A 21405-nucleotide genomic window follows, 5' to 3' on the forward strand; every position below is an offset into this window, starting at 1 on the left:
TTGCGCCGATGCTGTCGGTGCCCGCCCGTAGGGTGGGCTTCCCTCCCAGCCGGGCGGGCTGCGTCTTCGCCGTGCTCGGCAGCGCTCGGCATCTGGGCACACGTCATCGGTTCAGCCTCCGGTAGGCGACGGCGGACAGCGGCGCGAACACCGCCACCATCAGGATCGGCCAGATCACTGACAACTCCTGTCCGTGATCGGCCGGCCAGCTCCCGCCGGTCACGCCGGGGTTGCCGAACAGCTCGCGCACCGCGTCCGCCGTCGCCGACAGCGGGTTCCACTCCGCGACGGCGCCCAGCCACGACGGCATCGTCGCCGGGTCGAGGAACACCGTCGACAGGAACCCGACCGGCCAGACCATGATCTGCACGGCGGCGACGGCCTCCAGACCGGGCGCTCTCAGCCCGGCCCAGACGCCCAGCCACAGCAGCCCGAGGCGGAGGAGGAGCAGCAGCCCGTACGCCGCCAGCACGTCACCCGGACCGCCCGACCATCGCCAGCCGAGGGCGAACCCGGCGGCGGTCATCGCGGCCAGCGCGGCGACCGACGCGGCGAGGTCGGCCAGGCAACGCCCGGCCAGCACCGCGCCACTGTGCAGCGGCAGCGACCGGAACCGGTCGGTCACGCCGCGCTGGGCGTCCGTGGTGATCGCGATCATCGTCGTCTCGAGCCCGAACAGCATGGTCAGCGCCAGCACCCCGGGCACGACGAACGGGACGTAGTCGCCCGCGCTGCCGGCGACGGCGCCGCCGAACAGGCCGCCCATCATCAGCACGACGAGCACCGGGAACAGCAGCGTGACCAGGAACGGCACCGGCTGCGCCCGCCAGTGTGCGAACGTCCGCCCGGCCAGCAGCAGAGAGTCGTGGACCAACGAGCTCATCGAACCTCCTCGACCGTGTTCACGTGCACGAAGACGTCGTCGAGCGTGGGCCGGCGCACCGCGACGTCGAGCGGTGCCGGACCGGTCGCGGCCAGCGCCGCGCAGAACCCGGTGACGGCGCCCGCGTCGGCCACCGGGACCGCGACGGCCACCCCGTCGACGTCGACCGGGCCGACGGCGTACGGCCCGGCCGCCCGTCCCGCCGCGGCCGCGTCGTCCGCCGTCGCGAACCGCACTTCCACCCGCGTCTCGCCGACCAGCGACGTCAGCTCGGCCGGGCTGCCCTCCAGCACGACCCGGCCGTCGCGGAGCATGGCGACGTGGTCGGCCAGTTCGTCGGCCTCCTCCAGGTACTGCGTGGTCAACAGCACGGTGACGCCGTCGTCGACCAGCCGCCGGACCGTGGCCCACACCTCCCGGCGGGCGTCAGGATCCAGGCCGGTCGTGGGCTCGTCGACGAACAGCACCGACGGCGGCACGACCAGGCTCGCGGCGAGATCGAGCCGGCGCCGCATGCCGCCGGAGTAGGTACCGACCGCGCGCCCGGCCGCGTCGTCCAGCCCGAACCGGGTGATCAGCTCGTCCGCGCGGGCCCGCGCCGCGGCCTTGGCCAGCCCGCGGAGCCGGCCGAAGAGCACCAGGTTGGCCCGGCCGCCCAGGACCTCGTCGACGGCGGCGTTCTGCCCGACCAGCCCGATGGCCCGCCGCACGCCGTCGCCGTCGGACCGCACGTCGCACCCGGCCACCGCCGCCGTGCCGTCGTCCATGGTCAGCAGCGTGGTCAGGATCCGCACCGCCGTCGTCTTGCCCGCGCCGTTGCGGCCCAGTAGTGCGCACACCGACCCCGCCGCGACGCGCAGGTCGAACCCGTCCAACGCCGGCCGCCGCGCCCCGCGGTAGTGCTTACGCACCGCTCCCGCCTCGATGGCTGCGTCCACTCGCCCTCCTCCGTCTCGATTGCCCGTACAGTGTACGGTACAACGTACGGAGAGTGAGAGGATATTTCCGTGCCCTCGAACGCGCCCCGCCCGTCCGACCCGACCCGGCTGGTCTCCCTGCTCTGGGAGCCGTCGGACCGGCCCGGCCGCACCGGGCTGACCAAGCGGGCCGTGGTCGAGAACGCCATCGCGATCGCCGACGCCGAGGGCCTGGGCGCGCTGACCATGCGGCGGGTCGCCGACCGCCTCGGCGTCGGCGCGATGAGCCTCTACACGCACGTGCCCGGCAAGCCGGAGCTGGTCGAGCTGATGCTCGACGCCGTCGCCGGCGAGGCCTACGCCGACGGCGCGCTCCCGGGCGAGCAGGGCGGCTGGCGGGCCGGGCTGCGGCACATCGCCGAGCGCAACTGGCGGCACCACCTGCGCCACCCGTGGACGGTCGAGGTGGTGCCCGGCCGGCCGGTGCTCGGGCCCGGCGTGTCCGCCAAGTACGAGCTCGAACTCGCGCCGCTCGACGGCATCGGGCTGTCCGACCTCGAGATGGACCAGGTGCTGTGCGGGGTGCTGGCGCTCGTCGAGTCGACGGCGCGGCAGCAGATCGGGCTGGACCGCGTGCGGGCCGGCAACGGCGACCTCGACTGGTGGGCGACGGTCAGCCCCGTGCTCACGCGGGCGATGAGCGGGCATCGGTTCCCGCTGGCCGAGCGGGTCGGCGCCGCGGCCGGCGAGGCCGTCGAGGCGGGCGACCCGCTCGCGATCATGCGGCTGTCGCTCGACCTGCTGCTCGACGGCGTCGCCGGCCGGTTGCGCTGACGCTCACCAGGGCGCCGGCGCCCCGTCGGCCAGGAACCCGGTCTGGGTGAGGTGGACCCGGGTCCCGCCGCGCTCCGGGACCAGCGCGAACGTGACCAGCAGCGGCGGCCCGCCGCCGCCCGGCTCCGGCGAGGTCGAGCGGTACGCGATCCGCCGCGGCGGATCGGCGTCGACGACGGCGAGCGCGACCGTCGCCGACCCGCCGGTGGCCGTGTTGCGCCACATGAGTTCGCCACGCGCGCCGACGACCGGCTCGAACCGCGCGTCGTCGGGCCACCACCGCCGCAGGTGCTCGGGCCGGCTGAGCACCTCGTAGACCACGTGCGGCGGCGCCTCGACGTGGATGACGCGTTCGATGGAGCCCTGCTCCATCACGTCGATCACGGGCTACTGCGCCGGCGCCGGGAAGGCGGTGCCCTGGTCGTAGATCGAGAGCCAGCGGCCGCGCTCGAACGTGTAGGTGACGACGGTGAGTGCACGCGACTTGAACCCGATGCTGGGCAGCTCGTACGTGGCGTCGTACTCGATGGTCGCGGTCTTGCAGCCGTAGACGTGGCGGTCGATCTCGGTCCACGTCCAGATCGCCTCGCGGTTCTCGAAGTGGCTCTTCTGCGCCGCCATGATCGCGTCGATGCCGGCGAACCGGTGACCACTGGCGAAGACGCTGACGGCGTCCTCGTGGTGGCCGTCGCGCCAGGCCTCGGCGTCGAAGTCGCGGAACGACTCCATGTCGATGCGCTGCGCCTCGTCGAACTTGGCCGCGCAGTCGCGGTGGTGGCCGCCGCCACGCGCGTCGTCCCCGCCCGCCGCGGACGTGGCCGCGATGCCGGGCAGCGCGAGCGCGCCGGCCGCCAGCACGCCCAAGATCGTCCGAACCGTGTTCTTGCGCATCGTGAACCCTCCTGACCAGTATGTTTCTCCCCTGCCGTCGTCACGCTAGCCGCGACCGGACGGTCTCCTCTGGGCCACGGCAGCGGGTTCTGCACTGGGCCGGTCACGGGCGAGTCACCGGCGGTCCTAGGCTCGGCACACATGGACCTGCACGTGCGACTGGACGGGCGCAGCGACCTGTCCGGGCAGCTGTACCGGCAGGTCCGGGCCGCGATCCTGGCCGGCCGGCTGCCGGCGGGCCAGCCGCTGCCGCCGTCGCGCGAGCTGGCCGGCGACCTCGGCATCGCCCGCAACACCGTCAGCATGGCCTACGACCGGCTGGCCGCCGAGGGATTCCTCACCGCCCGGCCCGGGGTCGGCACGTTCGTCGCCGACGGCCTCGCCGGCGACGGGCGCGCCGACGACGACGGCGACCAGGTCGCCCTCGCGCCACGCGCGGTCTGGGCCGGGCTGTCCGAGGCGACCGATCTCGCCGCGGCCTCCGCCGAGTTCGACTTCCGTCCCGGTGTCCCTGACGCAGCGTTGTTCCCGTACGCCGCGTGGCGCCGGGTGACGGCGCGCCAGTTGCGTGCGACGGCGGTCGGCAGCGGCGCGCACATCGCGGCCGCCGGTCACCCGCCGCTGCGCGCGGCCGTCGCCCGGCACGTCGCCGTCGCCCGTGGCGTCCCGGCGGCCGCCGACGACATCATCGTCACCAGCGGCAGCCAGCAGGCCGTCGATCTCATCGCGCGGGTGCTGCTGGCGCCCGGCGACGTCGTGGCGGTCGAGGATCCCGGCTACCCGCTCCCCCGCAAGCTGCTGGCGTCGTCCGGCTTCGACGTCGTGCCGGTGCCGGTCGACGGCGAGGGCCTCGTGGTCGGCGCGCTGCCGGAGGCCGCCCGGCTGGTCTACGTGACGCCGTCGCACCAGTTCCCGCTCGGCACGCCGATGTCGCTGGGCCGGCGGCTGGCGCTGCTCGAGTGGGCCCGGCGGACCGGCGCGCTGATCGTCGAGGACGACTACGACAGCGAGTTCCGCTTCGCCGGCCGCCCGTTCGAGCCGCTCGCCGGACTCGGCGCCGCCGGCCACGTCGCCTACGTCGGCTCGTTCTCCAAGACGCTGCTGCCCACGCTGCGGCTGGGCTTCGTCGTCGCGCCGCGGTCGCTGCGCGACGCCATGCACAAGGCCAAGCAGCTGCTCGACTGGCACACGGCGGTACCCACGCAGGCGGCGCTGGCCGAGCTGATCGACGAGGGCCTGTTCGCCCGGCACCTCAAGGCGATGCGCCGGGTGTACGCGCGGCGGCACCACCTGGTGACGTCGCTGCTGCGCCGCGACTTCGCCGGCGTCCTCGAACCGGTCCCCTCGCTGGTCGGCCTGCACGTCACGGCCCTGCTCGCCGACCCCTCCGCCGACGACGTCGAGGTCGCGGACCACGCCCGGGCGGCCGGGGTCGAGACGCTGCCGCTGTCGCCACTCGCGCTGGCGCACCCGGTCCGCGGGCTGGCGCTCGGCTACGGCGCCATCACCGAGGAGCGCATCCCCACCGGCCTCGCCCGCCTCCGCACCGCCCTCCGCAGTTGATCTTGGAGTTGTTCGGCCATCGCGGGCGAAATGTCCGATGGATACCCGAAGAACTCCAAGATCAACTTGGTTTGTGACGGCGGCGGGACGGGGCTAGGGCTGAACGGCGGTGAGCTCGAGGATGAGGACCTGGGCCGGGTTCAGCGGCGGTGCCTGCAGGCCGACCGTCGCGAGCACCCGGCCCGGGAGCTGCACCTCGCCGGCCGCGAGCCAGGCGGCCGGCCGGGCCCAGCGCGGCAGCGCGCTGCTCAACCCGGCGATCGGCGTCACCCGGTACGTGACCGAGGGGTCGAGACCGGGCAGCCGCAGCCGTGGCGGGATGTCCGCGGTCATGGTCTCCAGCGCGACGTAGCCGAACACGGCGTGACCGTCGCCGACGACACCGTGCAGGACGTGCGCGTCGTCGGTGTCGGCGCGGACGACGCGGCCGGTGTGCAGCAGCGGCCGCAGCCGCTTGTACGTCGCCGCCCACTCGGTCAGCAGGGCCAGCTCGTCGGACGAGCACTCGGTGATGTCCCACTCGATGCCCGCGTGGCCGAACAGCGCGGTCGCGCAGCGCAGCTGCAGCTCGGTGACCCGGCCCGAGACGTGGGTCCGCGACGGCCCGACGTGCGCGCCGATCAGCTCCGGCGGCAGCAGCAGCGAGGTCCATCGCTGGATGGCCTGGCGGTCCAGCGGGTCGTTGCTGTCCGACGCCCACACGCGGTCGGTGCGCTGGAGGATGCCGAGGTCGACCCGGGCGCCGCCGGACGAGCAGGACTCGATCTCCAGCCGTGGGTGCCGCGACCTCAGCTCGTCCAGCAGCCGGTACACGGCGGCGGTCTGCTCGTGCACGCCGGCGTGGCCGTCGTGGACCGCCTCGAGCAGGTCGCGGTTGTGGTCCCACTTGAGGTAGTCGATGCCGTACTCGCTGACGAGCGCGTCGAGCCGCTCCAGCAGGTACGCGTAGGCCTTCGGGTTCGCGACGTCGACGGTGTGCTGGTTGCGCCACTCGCGGGGCAGCCGGTCGGGGTCGTTGAGCAGCCAGTCGGGGTGCTCCTCGACCAGCCGTGAGCGCGGGTTCGCCATCTCCGGCTCGACCCAGAGCCCGAACTGCATGCCCAGCGACTTCACGTGGTCGACCAGCGGGTGCAGCCCCTGCGGCCACAGGTCGGGGTCGACGTACCAGTCGCCGAGCCCGCCGAGGTCGTTGCGCCGGCCGAGGAACCAGCCGTCGTCGACGACGAACCGTTCCACCCCCACGGACGCCGCGACGTCGGCCAGTCCGCACATCCGGTCGAGGTCGTGGTCGAAGTAGACCGCCTCCCAGGTGTTCAGCACCAGCGGCCGCGGCGTCGACGGGTGTGACGCGCGGGCCCGCAGCGACGCGTGCAGCCGGGCCGACAGCCCGTCCAGGCCGTCAGCCGAGTACACGAAGTAGACGTCCGGTGTCGCGTAGGACTCCCCCGGCGCCAGCACGATCTCGCCGGGGGCGAGCAGCTCTCCGGCACCCAGCGTCGACCAGCCCTCGGCCACCCGCTCGGCGTCGTGCACCGTCCAGCCGCTCCAGCCGGCGTGCACGCCCCACACCTCGCCGGAGCCGAAGCCGAAGCCCTCGGCGCCGGCGACCAGCAGCCCGGTGTGGGAGTGCCCCGTGCGACCGCGCCGCGTCTCCAGCGACCGGATGCCTGGCAGGAACCGCTCGCGCTGCGGGATCTTCTCCAGACCCCAGCGGCCGGTGAAGTGCAGCAGCTCGGCCGCGTGGTCGGGCACCGGCAGGACGGCGCGCACCCCGCCGACCGACCACGCGGTGCCGCCGTCGTTGGTGAGCGTGTGCCGCACCAGCAGCACGCCGGCCTCGTCGAGGGTCAGGGCGCTGACGACGGAGACCGCGGCGACCTCGTCGCGCGACGCGACCTCGACGCTCCCGCCGTCCGGCGCGATGGACACCGAGACCGGAGCCAGCCGCAGGTGCGGGTGGGCGCGGTCCCGGACGCCGTCGACCCCGGCCCGCCCGGCCCAGCCGTCGGCCTGGGCCGGCAACAGCGACGGCGCCGCCGGGTCGGCCGGTGCACCACCGCGCCGGCCCGGGACCGCCACGGCCCGCAGCGCCGCGGGGTCGACCCCGGGACCGAGGTCGGCGCCCCAGTGCAGCACCCGCGGCAGCCACGGCGTGTCCAGGTCGAGCACCAGGCTGGCACCGGCCCGGGCCAGCACCACCAGCGACAGGTCCATCGGCGATCCCCTCACGCAGCGACACGTCCGGGACAGCCTGTCAGACCGCCGGGAGCGGTCAGGAATCGGCCGCCTTGAGCTCCTCGACCAGCCCGTCGACCGCGGCGATCGCGTCGGCGTTGAGCCGTCCCCACGGCGCCCGCGCCGACCCGGCGTCCGGGCCGAACCGGTTGATCAGCTCCTTGACGACCGGGATGGATCCCCACCGGTCGGCGACGGCGGCGATCTGCCGGAACGGACGGTGCAGCGCGAGCGCCGACTCGACCTCGCCGGCCAGCATCCGGGTCCGCACCTCACGGGCGACCGGGGCGAGCACGTTGTACAGGCTGCCGATGGCGCCGGTCGCGCCGCAGGCCACACCGGCCGGCAACAGCTCGTCCCTGCCGAAGTAGACCCGGATGCCGTCAGCGGCCTCACGGGTGCGGATGAACTCCAGCAGGTCGCCGTCGGTGAACTTGACGGCCCGCAGGGTCGGCACCCGCCCGGCGGCCTGCTCGACCACCGCCGAGGGCGCCGCGCGCAGCCCCGTCATCGAGGGGATGTGGTAGTAGCACAGCGGCACGTCCGGGGCGGCCTCGGCGAGCGCGGCCAGGTAGTCGACGATCGCGGTGACCGACGGCGGCTCGCCGTAGAACGGCGCCACCGCGGCGATGAGGTCGACACCGGCGTCGGCGGCGTGCCGGGCCAGCCGCCGGGCGTCGACCAGGCTGAGGTCGCCCACGTGCGCGCCGAGCAGCAGCCGGTTGCCGCGGTGCTCGGCCCAGGCGCTGATCAGCTCGGCCCGCTCGTCGACCGTCAGCGCCATCGACTCGCCCGTGGTGCCGCCGACGAACGCGCCGTCGATGCCCAGCGCGACCAGGTGCTCGGCCTGTGCCGGGACGACCTCGGCGGCCAGGCTCTCGTCGGGCCGGAACGGCGTCGGCGTGGCCGCCCAGAGCTCGAACGCGTCCGTGGTCTCTGTGCTCATGCGGGTGCTCCTCCAGGGGTGTCTCCCGGGTCTCGGCCGTAGCGAGCGGCGTCCAGGTGGATGCCTCGCAAGGCCGAGGAGGGAGTCAAGCGGGGTTCTATGACGACTGACGAGAACGCAGCGAGGCGCCGCCTGGGCGTCGCGCAGTGGGCCATGGACCCGGGAGACACCCCCTAGCTCTTGGTGGCACCGGCGGTGAGTCCACCGACGATGTAGCGCTGCAGGAAGACGAAGACGACGATGATCGGCAGCGCCACGACGACGGAGACGGCCATCAGGTCGTTCCAGCGGGTCCCGAACGAGTTCGTCAGTCCGGCCAGCACGACGGTGATCGGCTGCATGCCCTCGTCCGAGGCCAGCGCCAGCCCGAACACGAACTCGCCCCACGCGCCGAGGAAGCTGATGACCGCCACGGTGATCACCCCCGGCACCGAGACCGGCAGCGCGACCCGCAGGAACGCCGTCCACGTGTTGCAGCCGTCGATCTTGGCCGCCTCGATGACCTCGCCCGGCACGGACAGGAAGTAGGGCCGCAGGATCGTGATGGCCAGCGGAACCGCCAGCGAGCAGTTCGCCAGGATCAGCCCGACGTAGGAGTTCACCAGCTCGGCCCGGCTGAAGATCACGAACATCGGCAGCGCGAGGTTGACCGCCGGGATCATCTGCACGACCAGGAACAGCAACATCAGCAGCGCGACGAACCGGACCCGCAGCCGGGCGAGCGCGTACGCCGCCGGCACGGCGACCGCCAGCGTCACGACCGTGGTCCCGACGGCGATGACGGTGCTGTTCAGCAGCCCGCGGCCGATGCCGACGTGGTTGACGACGGTCTCGGTGTACGACGTCAGGCTGATCGGCGACGGGAACAGGTCCGGCGGCGAGGAGAAGATGTCCGAGGACTGCTTCAGCGACGTCGCCAGCATCCAGTACACCGGCAGCAGGTAGGCGATGGTGATGAGGACGCCACCGACGCTCAGCCAGCCGCGCCGTCGCCTGGTCGCCGTCACGACAGCTCCTCACGGCGCAGCGAGCGGAAGTAGAAGACCGACAGTCCGAGCGGCACGACCAGCATCAGCGTGGTCGCCACGGCGCCGGTGTCGAACCGGAAGAACTCGAACGCCTCGTTGTAGGCGTAGATCGGCAGGATCATCGTGGCCTCACCCGGACCGCCGCGGGTCATCAGGAACACCGTGTCGAAGGTCTTGAAGGTGGAGATGAAGCAGAGCAGCAGCGCGGTCAGGTTGACCGGCTTCAGCAGCGGCAGCGTCACGCTGGTGAATCGCCGCCACGCGCCCGCGCCGTCGATGGTGGCCGCCTCGTACAGCGTGTCCGGAATGCCCTGCAGGCCGGCCAGCAGCAGGATCATGATGAACGGCGTGAACGACCACGCCGTCGCGATGACCACGGCGAACAGCGCCGGCACCGGCCGGGCCAGCCAGAACACGTCGCCGTCGACCAGCCCGACGGCCTCGAGCAGCGTGTTGATCAGCCCATAGCTGCCGTCGAGCATCCAGCGCCAGACGTTCGCGCTGACCACCGTCGGCAGAATCCAGGCGAGCAGCAGCAGCGACCGCATGATGTTGCGACCCGGGAAGCGCTGGTTGAAGTAGACCGCCAGCGCCATGCCGAGCGCGAACGCGGCGGTGACCGCGAGCCCGGTGTAGAGCAGCGAGATGACCAGCGCGTGCCAGAACTCGTCCCGGCCGAGCTGGTCGGTGTAGTTCTCCCAGCCGACCCATTCGGCCCCGCCGCTGACGATCTGCGCGACGCCGACATCGCGGAAGCTGAGGTCGATGTTGAAGATCAGCGGGTACAGCACGGTCGCCGCGACGAAGATGACCGCGGGAACGACGAACAGGTGGTCGCCCCAGCGCCGGGCCCGCCGCGGGGCCCGGGCCGGAGTGGAGCTCGCCGTTCCCGGCGGGGCGACTGTGGTGGTCACTCGACGTTCGCCAGCGCCTCGTCGATCTGGCCCTGCGCGTCGGCCAGCGCGTCCTCGACGCTCGCCCCGCCGCCCGCGGCGGACTGCAGTGCGCCCTGGATGCGGGTGAGCACCTCCGACGACGCCGCGGCGAGGTCGCCCTCGGGCGCCCAGGCCTGCTGCAGCTGCTCGGCGAAGATGGCTCGCACCGGGTCGTCACCGGTGTCGACGTCGTCGCGCGCGGCCAGCTTGTTGCGCTCCGGCAGGTACTCGGCGAGCACCTCGGGCCGCTGCATCCACGCGATGACGTCCCACGCCGCGTCCGCGTTCTCCGTCGACGTGCTGATGGCGAGGTTCTCCTGGCTGAGGAACGTGGCCGCCTCGGTGTCGGCGGGCAGCAGTGCGACGTTCCACTGCAGCTCCGGGTTCTCCTCGGCCAGAACGCTCAGGTAGGTCGCCGAGTTGATCATCATGGCGGCCTGGCCGTTGGCGAACTGGTTCTTGACGTCCTCCTCGTTCCAGGTGAGGACGCCGTTGGAGACCGCGCCGGCCGCGATCATGTCGGTGAACTGACCCAGGGCGACGGCACCGGCCTCGGTGTCGATGTCGGCCGGGTCGCCGCCGGCCGCGAGCAGCCGGATGACCAGCGCCGTGGCGCCCTCGTCGCCCTCGATGCCGCTGAAGGCGAGGCCGTAGCGCTCGCCGTTGGAGAGCTGGGTGGCGTAGTCCTGCATCTGCGCCCACGTGGTGGGCGGCTCCAGGCCGGCCTCGGATAGCAGGGTCTCGTTGTAGTAGACGGCGTACGCGTCGGCGACGTGCGGAATGGCGTACGTGGCGCCGTCGGCCTGCGTGGTCTCCCAGCCGGTCGCGAAGTAGGCGTCGGACTCGCCCCATTCCTCGACGCGGTCGCTGAGGTCCTGGATCACCCCGGCGTCGGCCAGTGCCTGCGTCGAGAAGCCGTTGATCAGCGCGATGTCCGGCAGGTCGCCGCCGGCCGCGGACTGCAGCAGCGTGCGGGTGAAGTCGCCGAACGGGATGTGCCGCGCCTCGATGGTGACGCCGTCGTGCTCCTCCTCGTACCGGTCGAGCAGGCCCTGCAACGCCGCCCCGGTCGGGGTGTCGGGCGTGCCGTAGTAGTGCCACAGCGACAGCGTCGTCTCGCCGCCGTCACCGCCGCCGCTGGTCTCGTCGTCGGAGCCGCCGCTGCCGCACGCGGCGAGCAGCCCCGCCGCGGCGAGCACCCCCACCGCTCGTGCCGTCCATGCGGCCACCGACCGCCCGCCTGTCGTGCCCATGACACCTCCCTGTGTCCGCGAATCGCGCCTCGCGGAGACACTAGTCAGATATCCCATATCCCGTCAATGGGTGGATCTGCGCAGGCAGATCCAGGAGGGTGACGCGCTCAGCCGACCGGGCCGCCGGCTACGTAGATCACCTGCCCGGTGACGAACCCCGCATCGGGGCTGACCAGATATGACGCGGTGTGCGCGATGTCCTCGGGCCGGCCCACCCGGCCCACCGGGATGGACTGCGCGGCGATGCGCTGATGCTCCTCGACGTCGCGCCCGAGCCGGCGCGCGGTGGCCGCCGTCATGTCGCTGACGATGAAGCCGGGTGCGATCGCGTTGACGGTGACCCCGTGGCGGCCCAACTCGAGCGCCAGCGACTTGGTGAAGCCGAGCAGCCCGGCCTTCGCACTGGAGTAGTGCGAGCGGCCCTCGTCGCCGAGCGCGGAGATGCTGGAGACGTTGACGATGCGTCCCCAGCCGGTGGCCACGAGGTGCCCGACGACCGCACGGGTGACCAGGAAGTGCCCGCGCAGGTTGATGCCGAGCAGCTGGTCCCACTGCTCGACGGACATCTCGGTGATGCCGGCGGGCGGACCGAGGCCGGCGTTGTTCACCAGCACGGCCGGGGGCCCGAGGATGGCCACGACCTGGTCGACGGCGGCCGTGACGGCGGCCTCGTCGGCGATGTCGCAGCGCAGGCCGATGGCGCGGCCACCACTGTCGGTGATGGCGGCCGCGGTGTCGGCGGCGGTCCGTTCGTCCAGGTCGAGGACGGCGACGGCGTGCCCGTCGCGGGCCAGCCGGGCGGCCACGGCGGCGCCGATGCCGCGAGCGCCGCCGGTCACGATCGCCACCGGAGTGTCGGGTCGAGTCATGGCCAGCAGCACACACCACAAGCCCCGGACCGCGCCACCGGGTAACGCCGCGGCGCGCCGGCCCGGTGCGGCGGCGCGGCGGCGCGGCGGCGCGGCGATGCGGCGCGGCGATGCGGCGCGGCGATGCGGCGCGGCGATGCGGTGCGGTGCGGCGCGGCGATGCGGTGCGGTGCGGCGATGCGGCGCGGCGGCGAGTGTCGGTGCCCGCCCATAGGGTGGGCACCCTCCCTGACCGGGCGGGGTCCAGCCGGCGCCCGAACCGTTCGACTGGTGCGCACCGGGCGTTTCGGGGCCATACTCGGACCGTCGATCAACTTCTGGGGGGAAGTCATGGGACCGAAGCACGGTGACGTGAAGATCGAGGACGGCCTGACCTGGCAGTACCAGGATCCGCCGGGTACGTGGGTCATCGTCACGCCCGAGGGGCCGCTGCTGCGGCCGACCGAACCCGACGACGTCGCCGGCGCATGATCACTGATGGGACCCCCGGCGGTGGGCCGGCGGGCTCCTGGCAGCTCACCGCCGAGCTGACGCCCAAGACGGCCGAGGCCGAGGCCGCCGCGACGACGGGCCCCGCCGAGCCCGCGGCGCCGGCCTGGGACGACGCCGCCGCCGACCTGCGCACGACGGTCAAGTGGATGGTGGCGGCCTTCGCCGCGGTGGGCGCCGCCATGTTCGCGAAGGGCTTCGTCACCACCCCGGAGCTCAGCTGGGCCGACGACACCTGGCAGCTGGTCCTCGCCTGGATCGTCGGCGCGGCGGGAGTGGTCGGGGTCGGCGTCCTGATCTACCAGGCGGTGCAGCTGCTCCGCCCGACGGCCTACGAGCTGGGCACGCTGCCCGCGGAGTACGTCGCGGAGATCGACGCGAACCCGCGGTTCCACCTGCCCTCCGACGTCGACACCCTCGCCGACTACCTGACCAGGCTGCAGGCGCTGCGCGTCCAAGCGACCCGGACGACGGAGGAGGCCGCGCGGCAGGAGGGCGTGCTGGACGCCGCGACACAGGCCGTGCCGCCCGACCCGGACGCCGTCGCCGCCGCCCGGCTGGAGGTCCGGCGGGCGACGGTCCGCCGCGACTCCGTGCGCATGGCGCTCGCCGTCTACAGCTCGGTGCGCGAGACTCTGCTCGACCGCGCGGGGTACTGGAAGCCGGACCGGGGTCTGAACCGCGGCGGCACGATCATGCTCGCCGCCGGCATCCTGGCCGCGGTAGGCGGCATCGGCTACCAGCTGCTGCTGGCCTCACCCGCCGAGTCCGGCGACGACACCGGCGGGTCGGCGTCCGCACCGTCGATCGGCGAGCTGGTCCGTTCCGACACCGCCGCCGGCGAGGAACTGTGGCGGCAGCTGCGGCTGGCCGAGTGCCAGGCCGACCCGGCCAGCCCGCGCATCGCCGTCGTCGTCGCCTCCGGCACGGGCACCGCCGCCGACCCCTACGTGGTGTCGACGGTGCCCAGCGCGACCTGCCGGGCGGCGACGTTCAGCGTGGTCGACGACGTCGCCAGGGTCAGCGTGCCGGAGCCGGCGCCGATCACCTACGAACCGGCCGAGGCGGTTCAGAGCCCGTAGCCGCCGGAGATCTCGAGGTGCTGGGCGGTGATCCAGCGGCCCTCCTCACCGGTCAGCATCGCGATGACCAGACCCACGTCATCGGGCTCGCCGACGCGGCCGAGCGCGGCCTTCGCGGCGAGCGGCGCGATGACCTCCGGGAACCGCTCGAAGGCGTTGTCGGACAGCCGCGTGCGGGTGGGGCCGGGGGCGACGGCGTTGACCCGGATGCCGCGCGGGCCGAGCTCCTTCGCGAGGAAGCGCGTGGCGATCGCGAGGCCGCCCTTCATCGCCGCATACCCGGAGTACCCGGGTTCAGGGGCGGCGGCCAGCGCGGAGCTGCTGGTGACGTTGACGACGGCGGCACCGTCGGCCAGCAGCGGCAGCAGCGTCTGGGTGAGGAAGTACGGGCCCTTGAACAGGCCGCGGTAGAGCCGGTCGAAGCGGTCCTCGGTCATGTCCGCGAACGGCACGGCCTCGGCGAAGCCGGCGTTGTTGACGAGGACGTCGAACGTGTCCCGCTCCCAGCGCTCACGCAGCGCCGCGGCGACGGCGTCGCGGAAGGCCGGGAAGGTGGCCGTGTCGCCGACGTCCAGCGGCAGCGCGACGGCGGTGCCGCCGTCCTTCTCGATGCGCGCGACGGTGTCCAGCGCGCCCGCCTCGTTGCGGCGGTAGGTGAGGATGACGCCGGCGCCGCGCGCGGCGATCTGGACGGCCGCGCTCTGCCCGATGCCCGAGCTCGCGCCGGTGACGATGGCGACTCGCATGATCGACCTACCTGCTCTCTTGACGGTGGATGCTGACCCGTCCATCAGAGCAGCTCAACCAGTACCTCCGGTAGATCGATCCTCGTCAAAGCTTGCCCGATCCTCTTGGTCTGGAGAGAATCGGTTCATGTCGCTCGATGAGCTGCGCGCGTTGATCGACCGCCATGCGCGGCCCGACACCACCACGGCCATCGACGACGTGCTGATCTCGAAGGTCGACCGCTCCGACCCGCCGTCGGCGTCGATGAGCAGCACGGTGGTGGCGCTCATCGCGCAGGGCGAGAAGCGGCTGGCGCTGGGCGACCGCGTCTACGACTACCGCGCGGGCCAGTACCTCGTGGCGTCGGTCGACCTTCCGGTCACCGGGCATTTCGTCGGGGCCGCACCGGAGCGGCCGGCGCTGGGGTTCGGCCTGGTCCTGCGGCCGGCCGCCGTCGCCGAGGTTCTCCTGCAGGCCGACCCCGGCGACGTCCCGCGCGGGGTGGCCGGCGCACCGTCGGCCCTCGCCGTCAGCGACGCGTCCGCCGAACTGCTCGACGCCGTCGTCCGGCTGGTGCGGCTGCTCGACCATCCGCGCGACCGCGGCGTGCTCGCTCCGCTGGTCCGGCGCGAGATCCTCTGGCGACTGCTCAGCGGCCCGCAGGGTGGCCTGGTCCGTCAGCTCGGCCTCGCCGACAGCAGCCTCAGCCACGTCGCGCGGGCGGTCCGGTGGATCCGCGACCACTACCGCGAGTCGTTCCGGGTCGAGGACGTCGCACGGCTGTCCGGCATGAGCGTCTCGGCGTTCCACCGCAACTTCCAGGCCGTCACCGCGATGAGCCCGATCCAGTTCCAGAAGCAAATCCGGCTCCAAGAGGCCCGGCTGCTGCTCGCCACGCACCCGGGCGACGTCACCGGCGTCGGCCACCGTGTCGGCTACGACAGCCCGTCGCAGTTCAGCCGCGAGTACCGCCGGCAGTTCGGCATCCCGCCCAGCCGCGACGCCGCGCTGCTGGTGGCCGTCACCTGAGCGGTGCGGCCGGGAAGGCCAGCACCACCTGCAGCGCCTCGGCCGGACGCTGGTCCAGCAGCTCGAACGCGCCCGCCACCTGACCCACGGGCGTGACGTGCGAGATCAGCGGCGCGACGTCCACCTGGCCGGACGCCACCAGCGACATGAACACCGCCAGCAGCCGGTCGTGGTTCCACCGGTCGCCGAGCGCCCGCGGCGTGCCGCTGATCTGGCTGGCGACGATCTCGACCCGGTTGTGGTGGAACTCCTCGCCCAGTCGCAACCCACCCGCCTCACCCTGGTAGAAGCCGGCCGCGACGACCCGGCCCGCCGGGCGCACCGACCGGATCGCCTCGTGCAGGGCCCGGTAGCTGCCACTCAACTCGATCGCCGTGTCGGCCCCGACGCCGGTCGCGGACCGCACCGCCACCGCCGCCCCGCCCGGCACGTCCGCCGGCACCGCCTGCACGGCCCCGAACCGCGACGCCAGCGCGACCCGGTCGGCCAGCCCGTCGACCGCCGTCACGGAGGCGCCGTTCAGGCCGGCCAGCCGGGTGGCCAGCAGCCCGATGACGCCCTGGCCGAAGATCGCCACGTGCTCGCCGAGATGCACGTCGGCGGCGAGCACGGCGTTCAGCGCGATGGCGCCGACGCGCGCGAAGACGCCGTGCACCGGGTCGACGCCGGCCGGGAGCAGCCGCCGGGCGGCGATGACGGCCGGGACGACGGTCTCGGCGCGGTGGCCCCAGATGCCGTAGACGACGTCGCCGACGCGGGGCGACGTGACGTCCGGCGCGACGTCGGTGACCTGCCCGACCTCCTGGTAGCCCCAGCCGGAGACGGGGTAGGTGAACGCCGGCGCACCCTCGGTGAACAGCCGTGCGCCCGCGTCCCACGTCTTCGTCAGGTACGGGTTCGAGCCGCGATAGGCGGTCAGCTCCGTGCCGGCGGAGATGCCGGAGTACCACGTGGCGATGCGGACCTGCCCCGCACCCAGCGGCGACGACGGTTCGTCGGCCACGCCGACCTGACGGGGTCCGGTGAACTGCACGACGAGCGGCATGGGCCCACCTTCTAATTTGGTCTAGCAATCGGGCAGATTATGTCTTGTCATCGGACATTATTGGGTGTTTCATGACCGTAACCCAAGAGGCTGTCACCCCAAGAACTTCCACTCTCGACGATGAGAGGTTCGCATGAGAGCAACCAGCATCGGCCGCGGGGCCGCCGCCGTCCTGGCCGGGTCCGTCGCGCTCGCCGCGTGCGGCGGTGGCGACGACAGCAGCGGCGGGTCGCAGGACGCCGACACCATCACCGTGTGGGTGGTCGAGGACATCGCCGACCGCGTCACCGCCATCGAGGCGATCGCCGACGCCTTCAGCCAGTCCTCCGGCGTCGACGTCGAGCTGGTCTCGGTCGGCGAGAACGACTTCGACCAGCTCATCACGTCGTCCGCGGCGGCCGGTGACCTGCCCGATGTCATCGGCGCGACATCGCTGGCCGGCGTCCAGTCGATGGCGGTCAACGAGCTGCTGGACACCGAGACGCCGGCGACCATCGTCGACGACCTCGGCGAGGACACCTTCGCCCAGGCCGCGCTCGAGCTGACCCGCGACGGCGACTCCCAGCTCGCGGTGCCCAGCGACGGCTGGCCGCAGCTCATGGTCTACCGCAAGGACCTGTTCGAAGCGGCCGGTCTCGAGCCGCCGACGACGTTCGACGCCATCACGACCGCCGCCGAGACGCTCGACGGCGACGGCGTCGCCGGCATCGCCGCGCCGACCATCCCGGGCGACGCGTTCACCCAGCAGAGCTTCGAGTACTTCGCGCTGGGCAACGGCTGCGAGCTGGTCGACGACGACAGCACCGTCACGCTGGACTCGCCGGAGTGCGCCGAGACGTTCGACTTCTACGCCGGCCTCGTCCGCGACCACTCCGTCGCCGGCAACCAGGACGTCGACACCACCCGGGCGACCTACTTCGCCGGGCAGGCGGCCATGGTCGTGTGGTCGTCGTTCATCCTCGACGAGCTGGCCGGGCTGCGGAACGACGCGCTGCCGACCTGCCCCGAGTGCCGCGCCGACCCGACGTTCCTGGCGCAGAACAGCGGCGTCGTGACGGCGGTCCAGGGGCCGAGCGGCGACGAACCGGCGTCGTACGGCGAGATCACCTCGTGGGTGCTGACGGCCGGCTCCGCGACCGAGCCGTCGTCGGAGTTCGTCCGGTACGTGATGTCCGACGGCTACGTCGACTGGCTCGCCGTCGCTCCCGAGGGCCGCATCCCCACCCGCCAGGGGACGGCGGACGACGCCGAGGAGTACGTCACCGCCTGGGAGGGCCTCGACGCCGGCGTCGACACCCTGGCGCCGCTCGGCGACTTCTACGACGCGCAGACGCTGGAGACCGTGCGCACCAGCGCCGAGACGATCCAGCGCTGGGGGTTCGAGCAGGGCCAGGGCCAGCTGGTCGGCGCCACGCTCGGTGAGCTGCCCGTCGCGGCCGCGCTGAACGAGCTGGTCAGCGGCAGCGGCACCGGTGAGGAGGCCGCGCAGCAGGCACAGGACGCCGTCGCCGAGATCCAGCAGAGTCTGGAGTGACGCGCGTGCCGGCCCGCACCGACACGCTGGCCCGCCAGGAGTCCCGGCTGGCGTACCGGCTCATCTCGCCGACGCTGCTCATCGTGGTCGTCGTCGTGGTGCTGCCGGTGATCTGGACGATCTCGCTGGCGTTCCAGGACGTCAGGCTGATCAACCTGCGCGACGCAGGGTTCTTCGGCGAGTACGTCCTGGACAACTTCGCGACGGTGTTCGGGTCGTCCGGGTTCTGGTCGTCGCTGTGGACCACCGTCGTCTACACCGTCGGCGCGACGCTCGGCTCGATCGCCATCGGGCTGGTCGCCGCGCTGGCGCTGCGCAAACCGTTCCGCGGCCGCGGCGTGCTGCGGGCGGCGATGCTGCTGCCCTACGTCGCGCCGGTGGTCGCGGTGACGTTCGTCTGGTCGGTCGCGCTGAACCCGCAGTTCGGCATCGTCAACGCCTGGGGCACGCGGTTCCTCGGCTGGGACGAGCCGGTGCCGTTCCTGTCACAGCGCGACTACTCGGTCGGGCTGTTCGGGGTGGACGTGACGGTGCCGCTGGCGCTGCTGACGGTCATCGCGTTCGAGGCGTGGCGGTACTTCCCGTTCGCGTTCCTGTTCATCATCGCCCGGCTGCAGGCGCTGCCCGGCGAGCTGGACGAGGCCGCCATGGTGGACGGGACGTCGATCTGGCAGCGCTTCCGCCACATCACGCTGCCGCAGCTGATGCCGGTGATCGCGCTGCTGACGATCCTGCGGTTCATCTTCACCTTCAACAAGTTCGACGACGTCTACCTGCTGACCGGCGGTGGCGCCGGCACCGAGGTGGTGTCGATCCGGGTGTACGAGTTCCTCACCGCCCGCACCGACATCGGCGCGGCGGCCGCCCAGTCGCTGGTGCTGGCCGGCGTGCTGGTCGTCTTCATCGCCGTCTATCTGCGGACGGCCGCCGCCCGAGGGGAGACGTCGTGAGCGTGGACACCGTCGCGACCGCACCGTCCGCGGCGCCGGCCCGCCCGCCGTCGCGTCGGCGCCGCCCGCGCAGCCGCGAGGAGCGGGTCTGGGGTGCGCTGCGGGTAGCCGCGATCGTCGTGCTGGCGCTGGTCACGATCGTGCCGTTCGTGTACATGCTGGTGCTGTCGGTGCGCCCGATCGCCGAGGTGCTGCTGGAGCCCGGCCGGCTGTGGGTGGCGCCGTCGGAGGTCACCACCGACACCTACCGCGAGGTGCTGACGCCCGTCGACGACGGAGGTCAGGGGTTCCTGCGGTACATGGGCAACAGCGCGCTGGTCGCGACCGTCACCGTCGTGGTGACGCTGGTGGCGTCGATCCTCGGCGCCTACGCCGTCAGCCGGCTGTCCTTCCGCGGCCGCGGCGCGTCCGGCTTCCTGTTCCTGATCGTGTACCTGTTCCCGCCGATCCTGCTGGCGATCCCGCTGTTCGTGCTGTTCTCGCAGCTCAGCCTCCGGGGGAACCTGCTGGCGCTGGCGATCGTGTACGTGGCGCAGACTGTGCCCGTGGCGATCTACATGCTGCGCAACTACTTCGCGACCATCCCGGTGTCGCTGGAGGAGGCGGCGCTGATCGACGGGTGCACGCGGCTCGGCGTCATCCGGCGCATCAGCCTGCCGCTGTCGATGCCGTCGCTGATCGCGACCGGGCTGTACGTGTTCATGATCGCGTGGAACGAGTTCCTGTTCGCGCTGCTGTTCCTGGTCGAGCGGCGCGACAACTGGACGGTCAGCCTGGGGCTGTCGAGGCTGTCCGGATCGATCGAAGTGCCGACGACCGTGCTGATGGCCGGCTCGGTGGTGCTGACGCTGCCGATCATCGCGTTGTTCTTCCTGGCCGAGCGGATGCTCGTCGAGGGCCTCACCAGCGGTGCGGAGAAGGGATGACGGGGACGACGGCGGGCCAGATCCTCGAACTGGTCCGCTCCGGCGAGGTCAGCACCCGCCGCGAGCTGCTGGAGCAGACGGGACTGTCGCGGTCGACGCTGACCCAGCGGCTGGCCATGCTGACGGCCGCCGGGTACCTGAGCGAGGCGGCGGCCATGCACTCCGGCGTCGCCGGGCGGCCGGCGAAGGCGCTGTCGTTCGTCGACACCGACAAGTACGTGCTGACCGCCGACCTCGGCGCCACGCACGCGCGGCTGGCACTACAGGACGCCGCAGGGGCGATCCTGGCCGAGAGCACCGACCGCATCCACATCCAGGACGGGCCCGGTCCCGTCCTGACGGCCGTGCTCGACGGATTCACTGCCCTGCTCGCGAAGGCCGGTCCGGCGGCGCGCGAGCGGCTGTGCGGCATCGGGATCGGCGTGCCCGGCCCGGTGAACGTCGCGACGAAGCGGCTGCAGCAGCCGCCGATCATGCCCGGCTGGGACGACTACCCGGTGACGACGGTGTTCGAGGAGCGGTTCGGGGTGCCCGCCCTGATCGACAACGACGCCAACCTCATGGGGCTGGGCGAGGCGCGGCGCTACCACCCGGACGTGCCGAGCCTGCTCTACGTCAAGGTCGGCACCGGCATCGGCGCCGGGCTGATCATCGGCGGGCGGCCCGAGCGCGGCATCGCGGGCGGCGCCGGCGACATCGGGCACATCCGCATCGCGCACCCCGTCGCCGGTGCGGTCTGCGCGTGCGGCGCCAACGGCTGCCTGGCCGCGCACGCCAGCGGCGGCGCGCTGGTCCGGCAGCTGACCGACCGCGGCATCGCGGCCGAGACGGCCACCGACGTGGCCCGGCTCGTGCAGGCCGGCAACGCCGACGCGATCGCGCTGGTGCGCACCGCCGGCCAGCTGGTCGGCGAGGTGCTGGCGACGGCGGTGGCGCTGCTCAACCCCGGCGTGCTGGTGATCGGCGGGTCGATGGCACTGACGCACGAGCACTTCCTCATCGGCGTGCGCGAGTCGCTCTACGAGCGGACGGTGCCGCTGGCCACCAGCGACCTCACCATCACCGCGTCGGCCCTGCAGGACCGTGCCGCCATCGAAGGCGCCCGCATCATGGTCGTCGACCACGTGTTCTCCGCCACCGCCGTCGACGCCCGCCTCGGCACCCCCTGACCCCCCTTGGAATGATCACGTTAAGTGGGGGTGCTCCCGCCCTAACAGGCATGCATGCCTAGTGGAGCGAACGGACACCTGGTGAAGCGAACGGACACCTG

At 72.7% G+C, this 21405-nt stretch carries 21 protein-coding genes; 9 read left to right on the top strand and 12 right to left on the bottom strand.

The genetic code is table 11. The features are described from left to right. Positions 1–103: 103 nt before the first annotated feature. Both DZA62_RS15170 and DZA62_RS15175 read right to left on the bottom strand, forming a co-directional pair. On the bottom strand, positions 104–883 hold the full coding sequence (locus DZA62_RS15170) for an ABC transporter permease (RefSeq protein WP_116949721.1): 780 nt from the start codon (positions 881–883) through the stop codon (positions 104–106). Beyond that, the gene (locus DZA62_RS15175) at positions 880–1821 is read right to left on the bottom strand and encodes an ABC transporter ATP-binding protein (RefSeq protein ID WP_116949722.1); all 942 of its coding nucleotides are present in this window, start codon (positions 1819–1821) and stop codon (positions 880–882) included. Before DZA62_RS15175 ends, DZA62_RS15170 begins: the two co-directional genes overlap by 4 nt. 69 nt (positions 1822–1890) lie before the next feature. Between DZA62_RS15175 and DZA62_RS15180 the strand changes: the two genes are divergently transcribed. Continuing rightward, on the top strand, positions 1891–2634 hold the full coding sequence (locus DZA62_RS15180; protein ID WP_198663795.1) for a TetR/AcrR family transcriptional regulator: 744 nt from the start codon (positions 1891–1893) through the stop codon (positions 2632–2634). A gap of 3 nt (positions 2635–2637) precedes the next feature. Here DZA62_RS15180 and DZA62_RS15185 read toward each other — a convergent pair whose 3' ends face one another. Then, positions 2638–3018, bottom strand: coding sequence for an SRPBCC domain-containing protein (locus DZA62_RS15185; protein WP_198663796.1), 381 nt, complete (start codon positions 3016–3018; stop codon positions 2638–2640). A 3-nt stretch (positions 3019–3021) separates the two neighbouring features. After that, positions 3022–3525, bottom strand: a complete 504-nt coding sequence (locus DZA62_RS15190; RefSeq protein ID WP_116949725.1) for a Cif family virulence factor — start codon at positions 3523–3525, stop codon at positions 3022–3024. 141 nt (positions 3526–3666) lie between these two features. Between DZA62_RS15190 and pdxR the strand changes: the two genes are divergently transcribed. Beyond that, entirely contained in the window at positions 3667–5088 is a 1422-nt protein-coding gene (gene pdxR, locus DZA62_RS15195; protein WP_116949726.1) for a MocR-like pyridoxine biosynthesis transcription factor PdxR, read from the top strand. A gap of 93 nt (positions 5089–5181) precedes the next feature. On the opposite strand, the gene DZA62_RS15200 is transcribed toward pdxR, so the two are convergent. From DZA62_RS15200 to DZA62_RS15225, 6 genes are all read right to left on the bottom strand, one after another. Next, positions 5182–7302 carry an alpha-galactosidase gene (locus DZA62_RS15200; protein WP_198663797.1) on the bottom strand — a complete coding sequence of 707 codons (2121 nt, stop codon included), beginning with the start codon at positions 7300–7302 and terminating at the stop codon, positions 5182–5184. A 58-nt stretch (positions 7303–7360) separates the two neighbouring features. After that, entirely contained in the window at positions 7361–8269 is a 909-nt protein-coding gene (locus DZA62_RS15205; protein WP_116949727.1) for a dihydrodipicolinate synthase family protein, read from the bottom strand. Positions 8270–8442: 173 nt separating this feature from the next. Then, entirely contained in the window at positions 8443–9276 is an 834-nt protein-coding gene (locus DZA62_RS15210; protein WP_198663798.1) for a carbohydrate ABC transporter permease, read from the bottom strand. Continuing rightward, positions 9273–10211, bottom strand: coding sequence for a carbohydrate ABC transporter permease (locus tag DZA62_RS15215; RefSeq protein WP_116949728.1), 939 nt, complete (start codon positions 10209–10211; stop codon positions 9273–9275). Before DZA62_RS15215 ends, DZA62_RS15210 begins: the two co-directional genes overlap by 4 nt. Next, positions 10208–11485 (bottom strand): extracellular solute-binding protein, encoded by a 1278-nt coding sequence (locus DZA62_RS15220; protein WP_116949729.1) that lies wholly within the window; start codon positions 11483–11485, stop codon positions 10208–10210. Before DZA62_RS15220 ends, DZA62_RS15215 begins: the two co-directional genes overlap by 4 nt. Positions 11486–11592: 107 nt before the next feature. After that, complete coding sequence (locus DZA62_RS15225) at positions 11593–12354, bottom strand: SDR family NAD(P)-dependent oxidoreductase (RefSeq protein WP_116949861.1); 762 nt, start codon at positions 12352–12354, stop codon at positions 11593–11595. A 330-nt stretch (positions 12355–12684) separates the two neighbouring features. Here DZA62_RS15225 and DZA62_RS36380 point away from each other — a divergent pair, with 330 nt between their 5' ends. Together DZA62_RS36380 and DZA62_RS15230 are read left to right on the top strand one after the other, a co-directional pair. Next, a complete protein-coding gene (locus DZA62_RS36380; RefSeq protein WP_198663799.1) occupies positions 12685–12825 on the top strand; it encodes a hypothetical protein in 141 nt (46 codons plus the stop codon). Beyond that, entirely contained in the window at positions 12822–13925 is a 1104-nt protein-coding gene (locus tag DZA62_RS15230) for a hypothetical protein (protein WP_116949730.1), read from the top strand. The genes DZA62_RS36380 and DZA62_RS15230 overlap by 4 nt, the downstream gene beginning before the upstream one ends. Here the strand turns inward: DZA62_RS15230 and DZA62_RS15235 are convergent. Beyond that, positions 13913–14671, bottom strand: coding sequence for an SDR family NAD(P)-dependent oxidoreductase (locus DZA62_RS15235; protein WP_116949731.1), 759 nt, complete (start codon positions 14669–14671; stop codon positions 13913–13915). The two genes, DZA62_RS15230 and DZA62_RS15235, sit on opposite strands and share 13 nt — an antisense overlap. A gap of 127 nt (positions 14672–14798) precedes the next feature. Here DZA62_RS15235 and DZA62_RS15240 point away from each other — a divergent pair, with 127 nt between their 5' ends. After that, positions 14799–15680: an AraC family transcriptional regulator gene (locus tag DZA62_RS15240; RefSeq protein ID WP_116949732.1), complete on the top strand. Its 882-nt coding sequence runs from the start codon at positions 14799–14801 to the stop codon at positions 15678–15680. On the opposite strand, the gene DZA62_RS15245 is transcribed toward DZA62_RS15240, so the two are convergent. Continuing rightward, positions 15673–16725, bottom strand: a complete 1053-nt coding sequence (locus tag DZA62_RS15245) for a zinc-dependent alcohol dehydrogenase (RefSeq protein WP_116949733.1) — start codon at positions 16723–16725, stop codon at positions 15673–15675. The two genes, DZA62_RS15240 and DZA62_RS15245, sit on opposite strands and share 8 nt — an antisense overlap. Positions 16726–16858: 133 nt before the next feature. Here DZA62_RS15245 and DZA62_RS15250 point away from each other — a divergent pair, with 133 nt between their 5' ends. The 4 genes from DZA62_RS15250 to DZA62_RS15265 all read left to right on the top strand — a co-directional run bounded on the left by DZA62_RS15250 (position 16859) and on the right by DZA62_RS15265 (position 21304). Then, positions 16859–18259, top strand: coding sequence for an ABC transporter substrate-binding protein (locus DZA62_RS15250; RefSeq protein ID WP_116949734.1), 1401 nt, complete (start codon positions 16859–16861; stop codon positions 18257–18259). Positions 18260–18264: 5 nt separating this feature from the next. Further along, entirely contained in the window at positions 18265–19209 is a 945-nt protein-coding gene (locus tag DZA62_RS15255; protein WP_198663800.1) for a carbohydrate ABC transporter permease, read from the top strand. A 98-nt stretch (positions 19210–19307) separates the two neighbouring features. Then, entirely contained in the window at positions 19308–20135 is an 828-nt protein-coding gene (locus DZA62_RS15260) for a carbohydrate ABC transporter permease (RefSeq protein ID WP_408618894.1), read from the top strand. Further along, entirely contained in the window at positions 20132–21304 is a 1173-nt protein-coding gene (locus DZA62_RS15265) for an ROK family transcriptional regulator (protein ID WP_116949736.1), read from the top strand. Before DZA62_RS15260 ends, DZA62_RS15265 begins: the two co-directional genes overlap by 4 nt. Positions 21305–21405 lie beyond the last annotated feature (101 nt).

It is taken from the genome of Jiangella endophytica (assembly GCF_003427025.1).
Classification (GTDB): domain Bacteria; phylum Actinomycetota; class Actinomycetes; order Jiangellales; family Jiangellaceae; genus Jiangella; species Jiangella endophytica.

Bases quoted from the DNA above. Each gene is read 5' to 3' on its own strand.
- DZA62_RS15170 (WP_116949721.1), bottom strand. From the start codon at position 883: ATGAGCTCGTTGGTCCACGACTCTCTGCTGCTGGCCGGGCGGACGTTC.
- DZA62_RS15190 (WP_116949725.1), bottom strand. From the start codon at position 3,525: ATGCGCAAGAACACGGTTCGGACGATCTTGGGCGTGCTGGCGGCCGGC.
- pdxR (WP_116949726.1), top strand. From the start codon at position 3,667: ATGGACCTGCACGTGCGACTGGACGGGCGCAGCGACCTGTCCGGGCAG.
- DZA62_RS15200 (WP_198663797.1), bottom strand. From the start codon at position 7,302: ATGGACCTGTCGCTGGTGGTGCTGGCCCGGGCCGGTGCCAGCCTGGTG.
- DZA62_RS15205 (WP_116949727.1), bottom strand. From the start codon at position 8,269: ATGAGCACAGAGACCACGGACGCGTTCGAGCTCTGGGCGGCCACGCCG.
- DZA62_RS15220 (WP_116949729.1), bottom strand. From the start codon at position 11,485: ATGGGCACGACAGGCGGGCGGTCGGTGGCCGCATGGACGGCACGAGCG.
- DZA62_RS15225 (WP_116949861.1), bottom strand. From the start codon at position 12,354: ATGACTCGACCCGACACTCCGGTGGCGATCGTGACCGGCGGCGCTCGC.
- DZA62_RS36380 (WP_198663799.1), top strand. From the start codon at position 12,685: ATGGGACCGAAGCACGGTGACGTGAAGATCGAGGACGGCCTGACCTGG.
- DZA62_RS15230 (WP_116949730.1), top strand. From the start codon at position 12,822: ATGATCACTGATGGGACCCCCGGCGGTGGGCCGGCGGGCTCCTGGCAG.
- DZA62_RS15235 (WP_116949731.1), bottom strand. From the start codon at position 14,671: ATGCGAGTCGCCATCGTCACCGGCGCGAGCTCGGGCATCGGGCAGAGC.
- DZA62_RS15240 (WP_116949732.1), top strand. From the start codon at position 14,799: ATGTCGCTCGATGAGCTGCGCGCGTTGATCGACCGCCATGCGCGGCCC.
- DZA62_RS15245 (WP_116949733.1), bottom strand. From the start codon at position 16,725: ATGCCGCTCGTCGTGCAGTTCACCGGACCCCGTCAGGTCGGCGTGGCC.
- DZA62_RS15250 (WP_116949734.1), top strand. From the start codon at position 16,859: ATGAGAGCAACCAGCATCGGCCGCGGGGCCGCCGCCGTCCTGGCCGGG.
- DZA62_RS15265 (WP_116949736.1), top strand. From the start codon at position 20,132: ATGACGGGGACGACGGCGGGCCAGATCCTCGAACTGGTCCGCTCCGGC.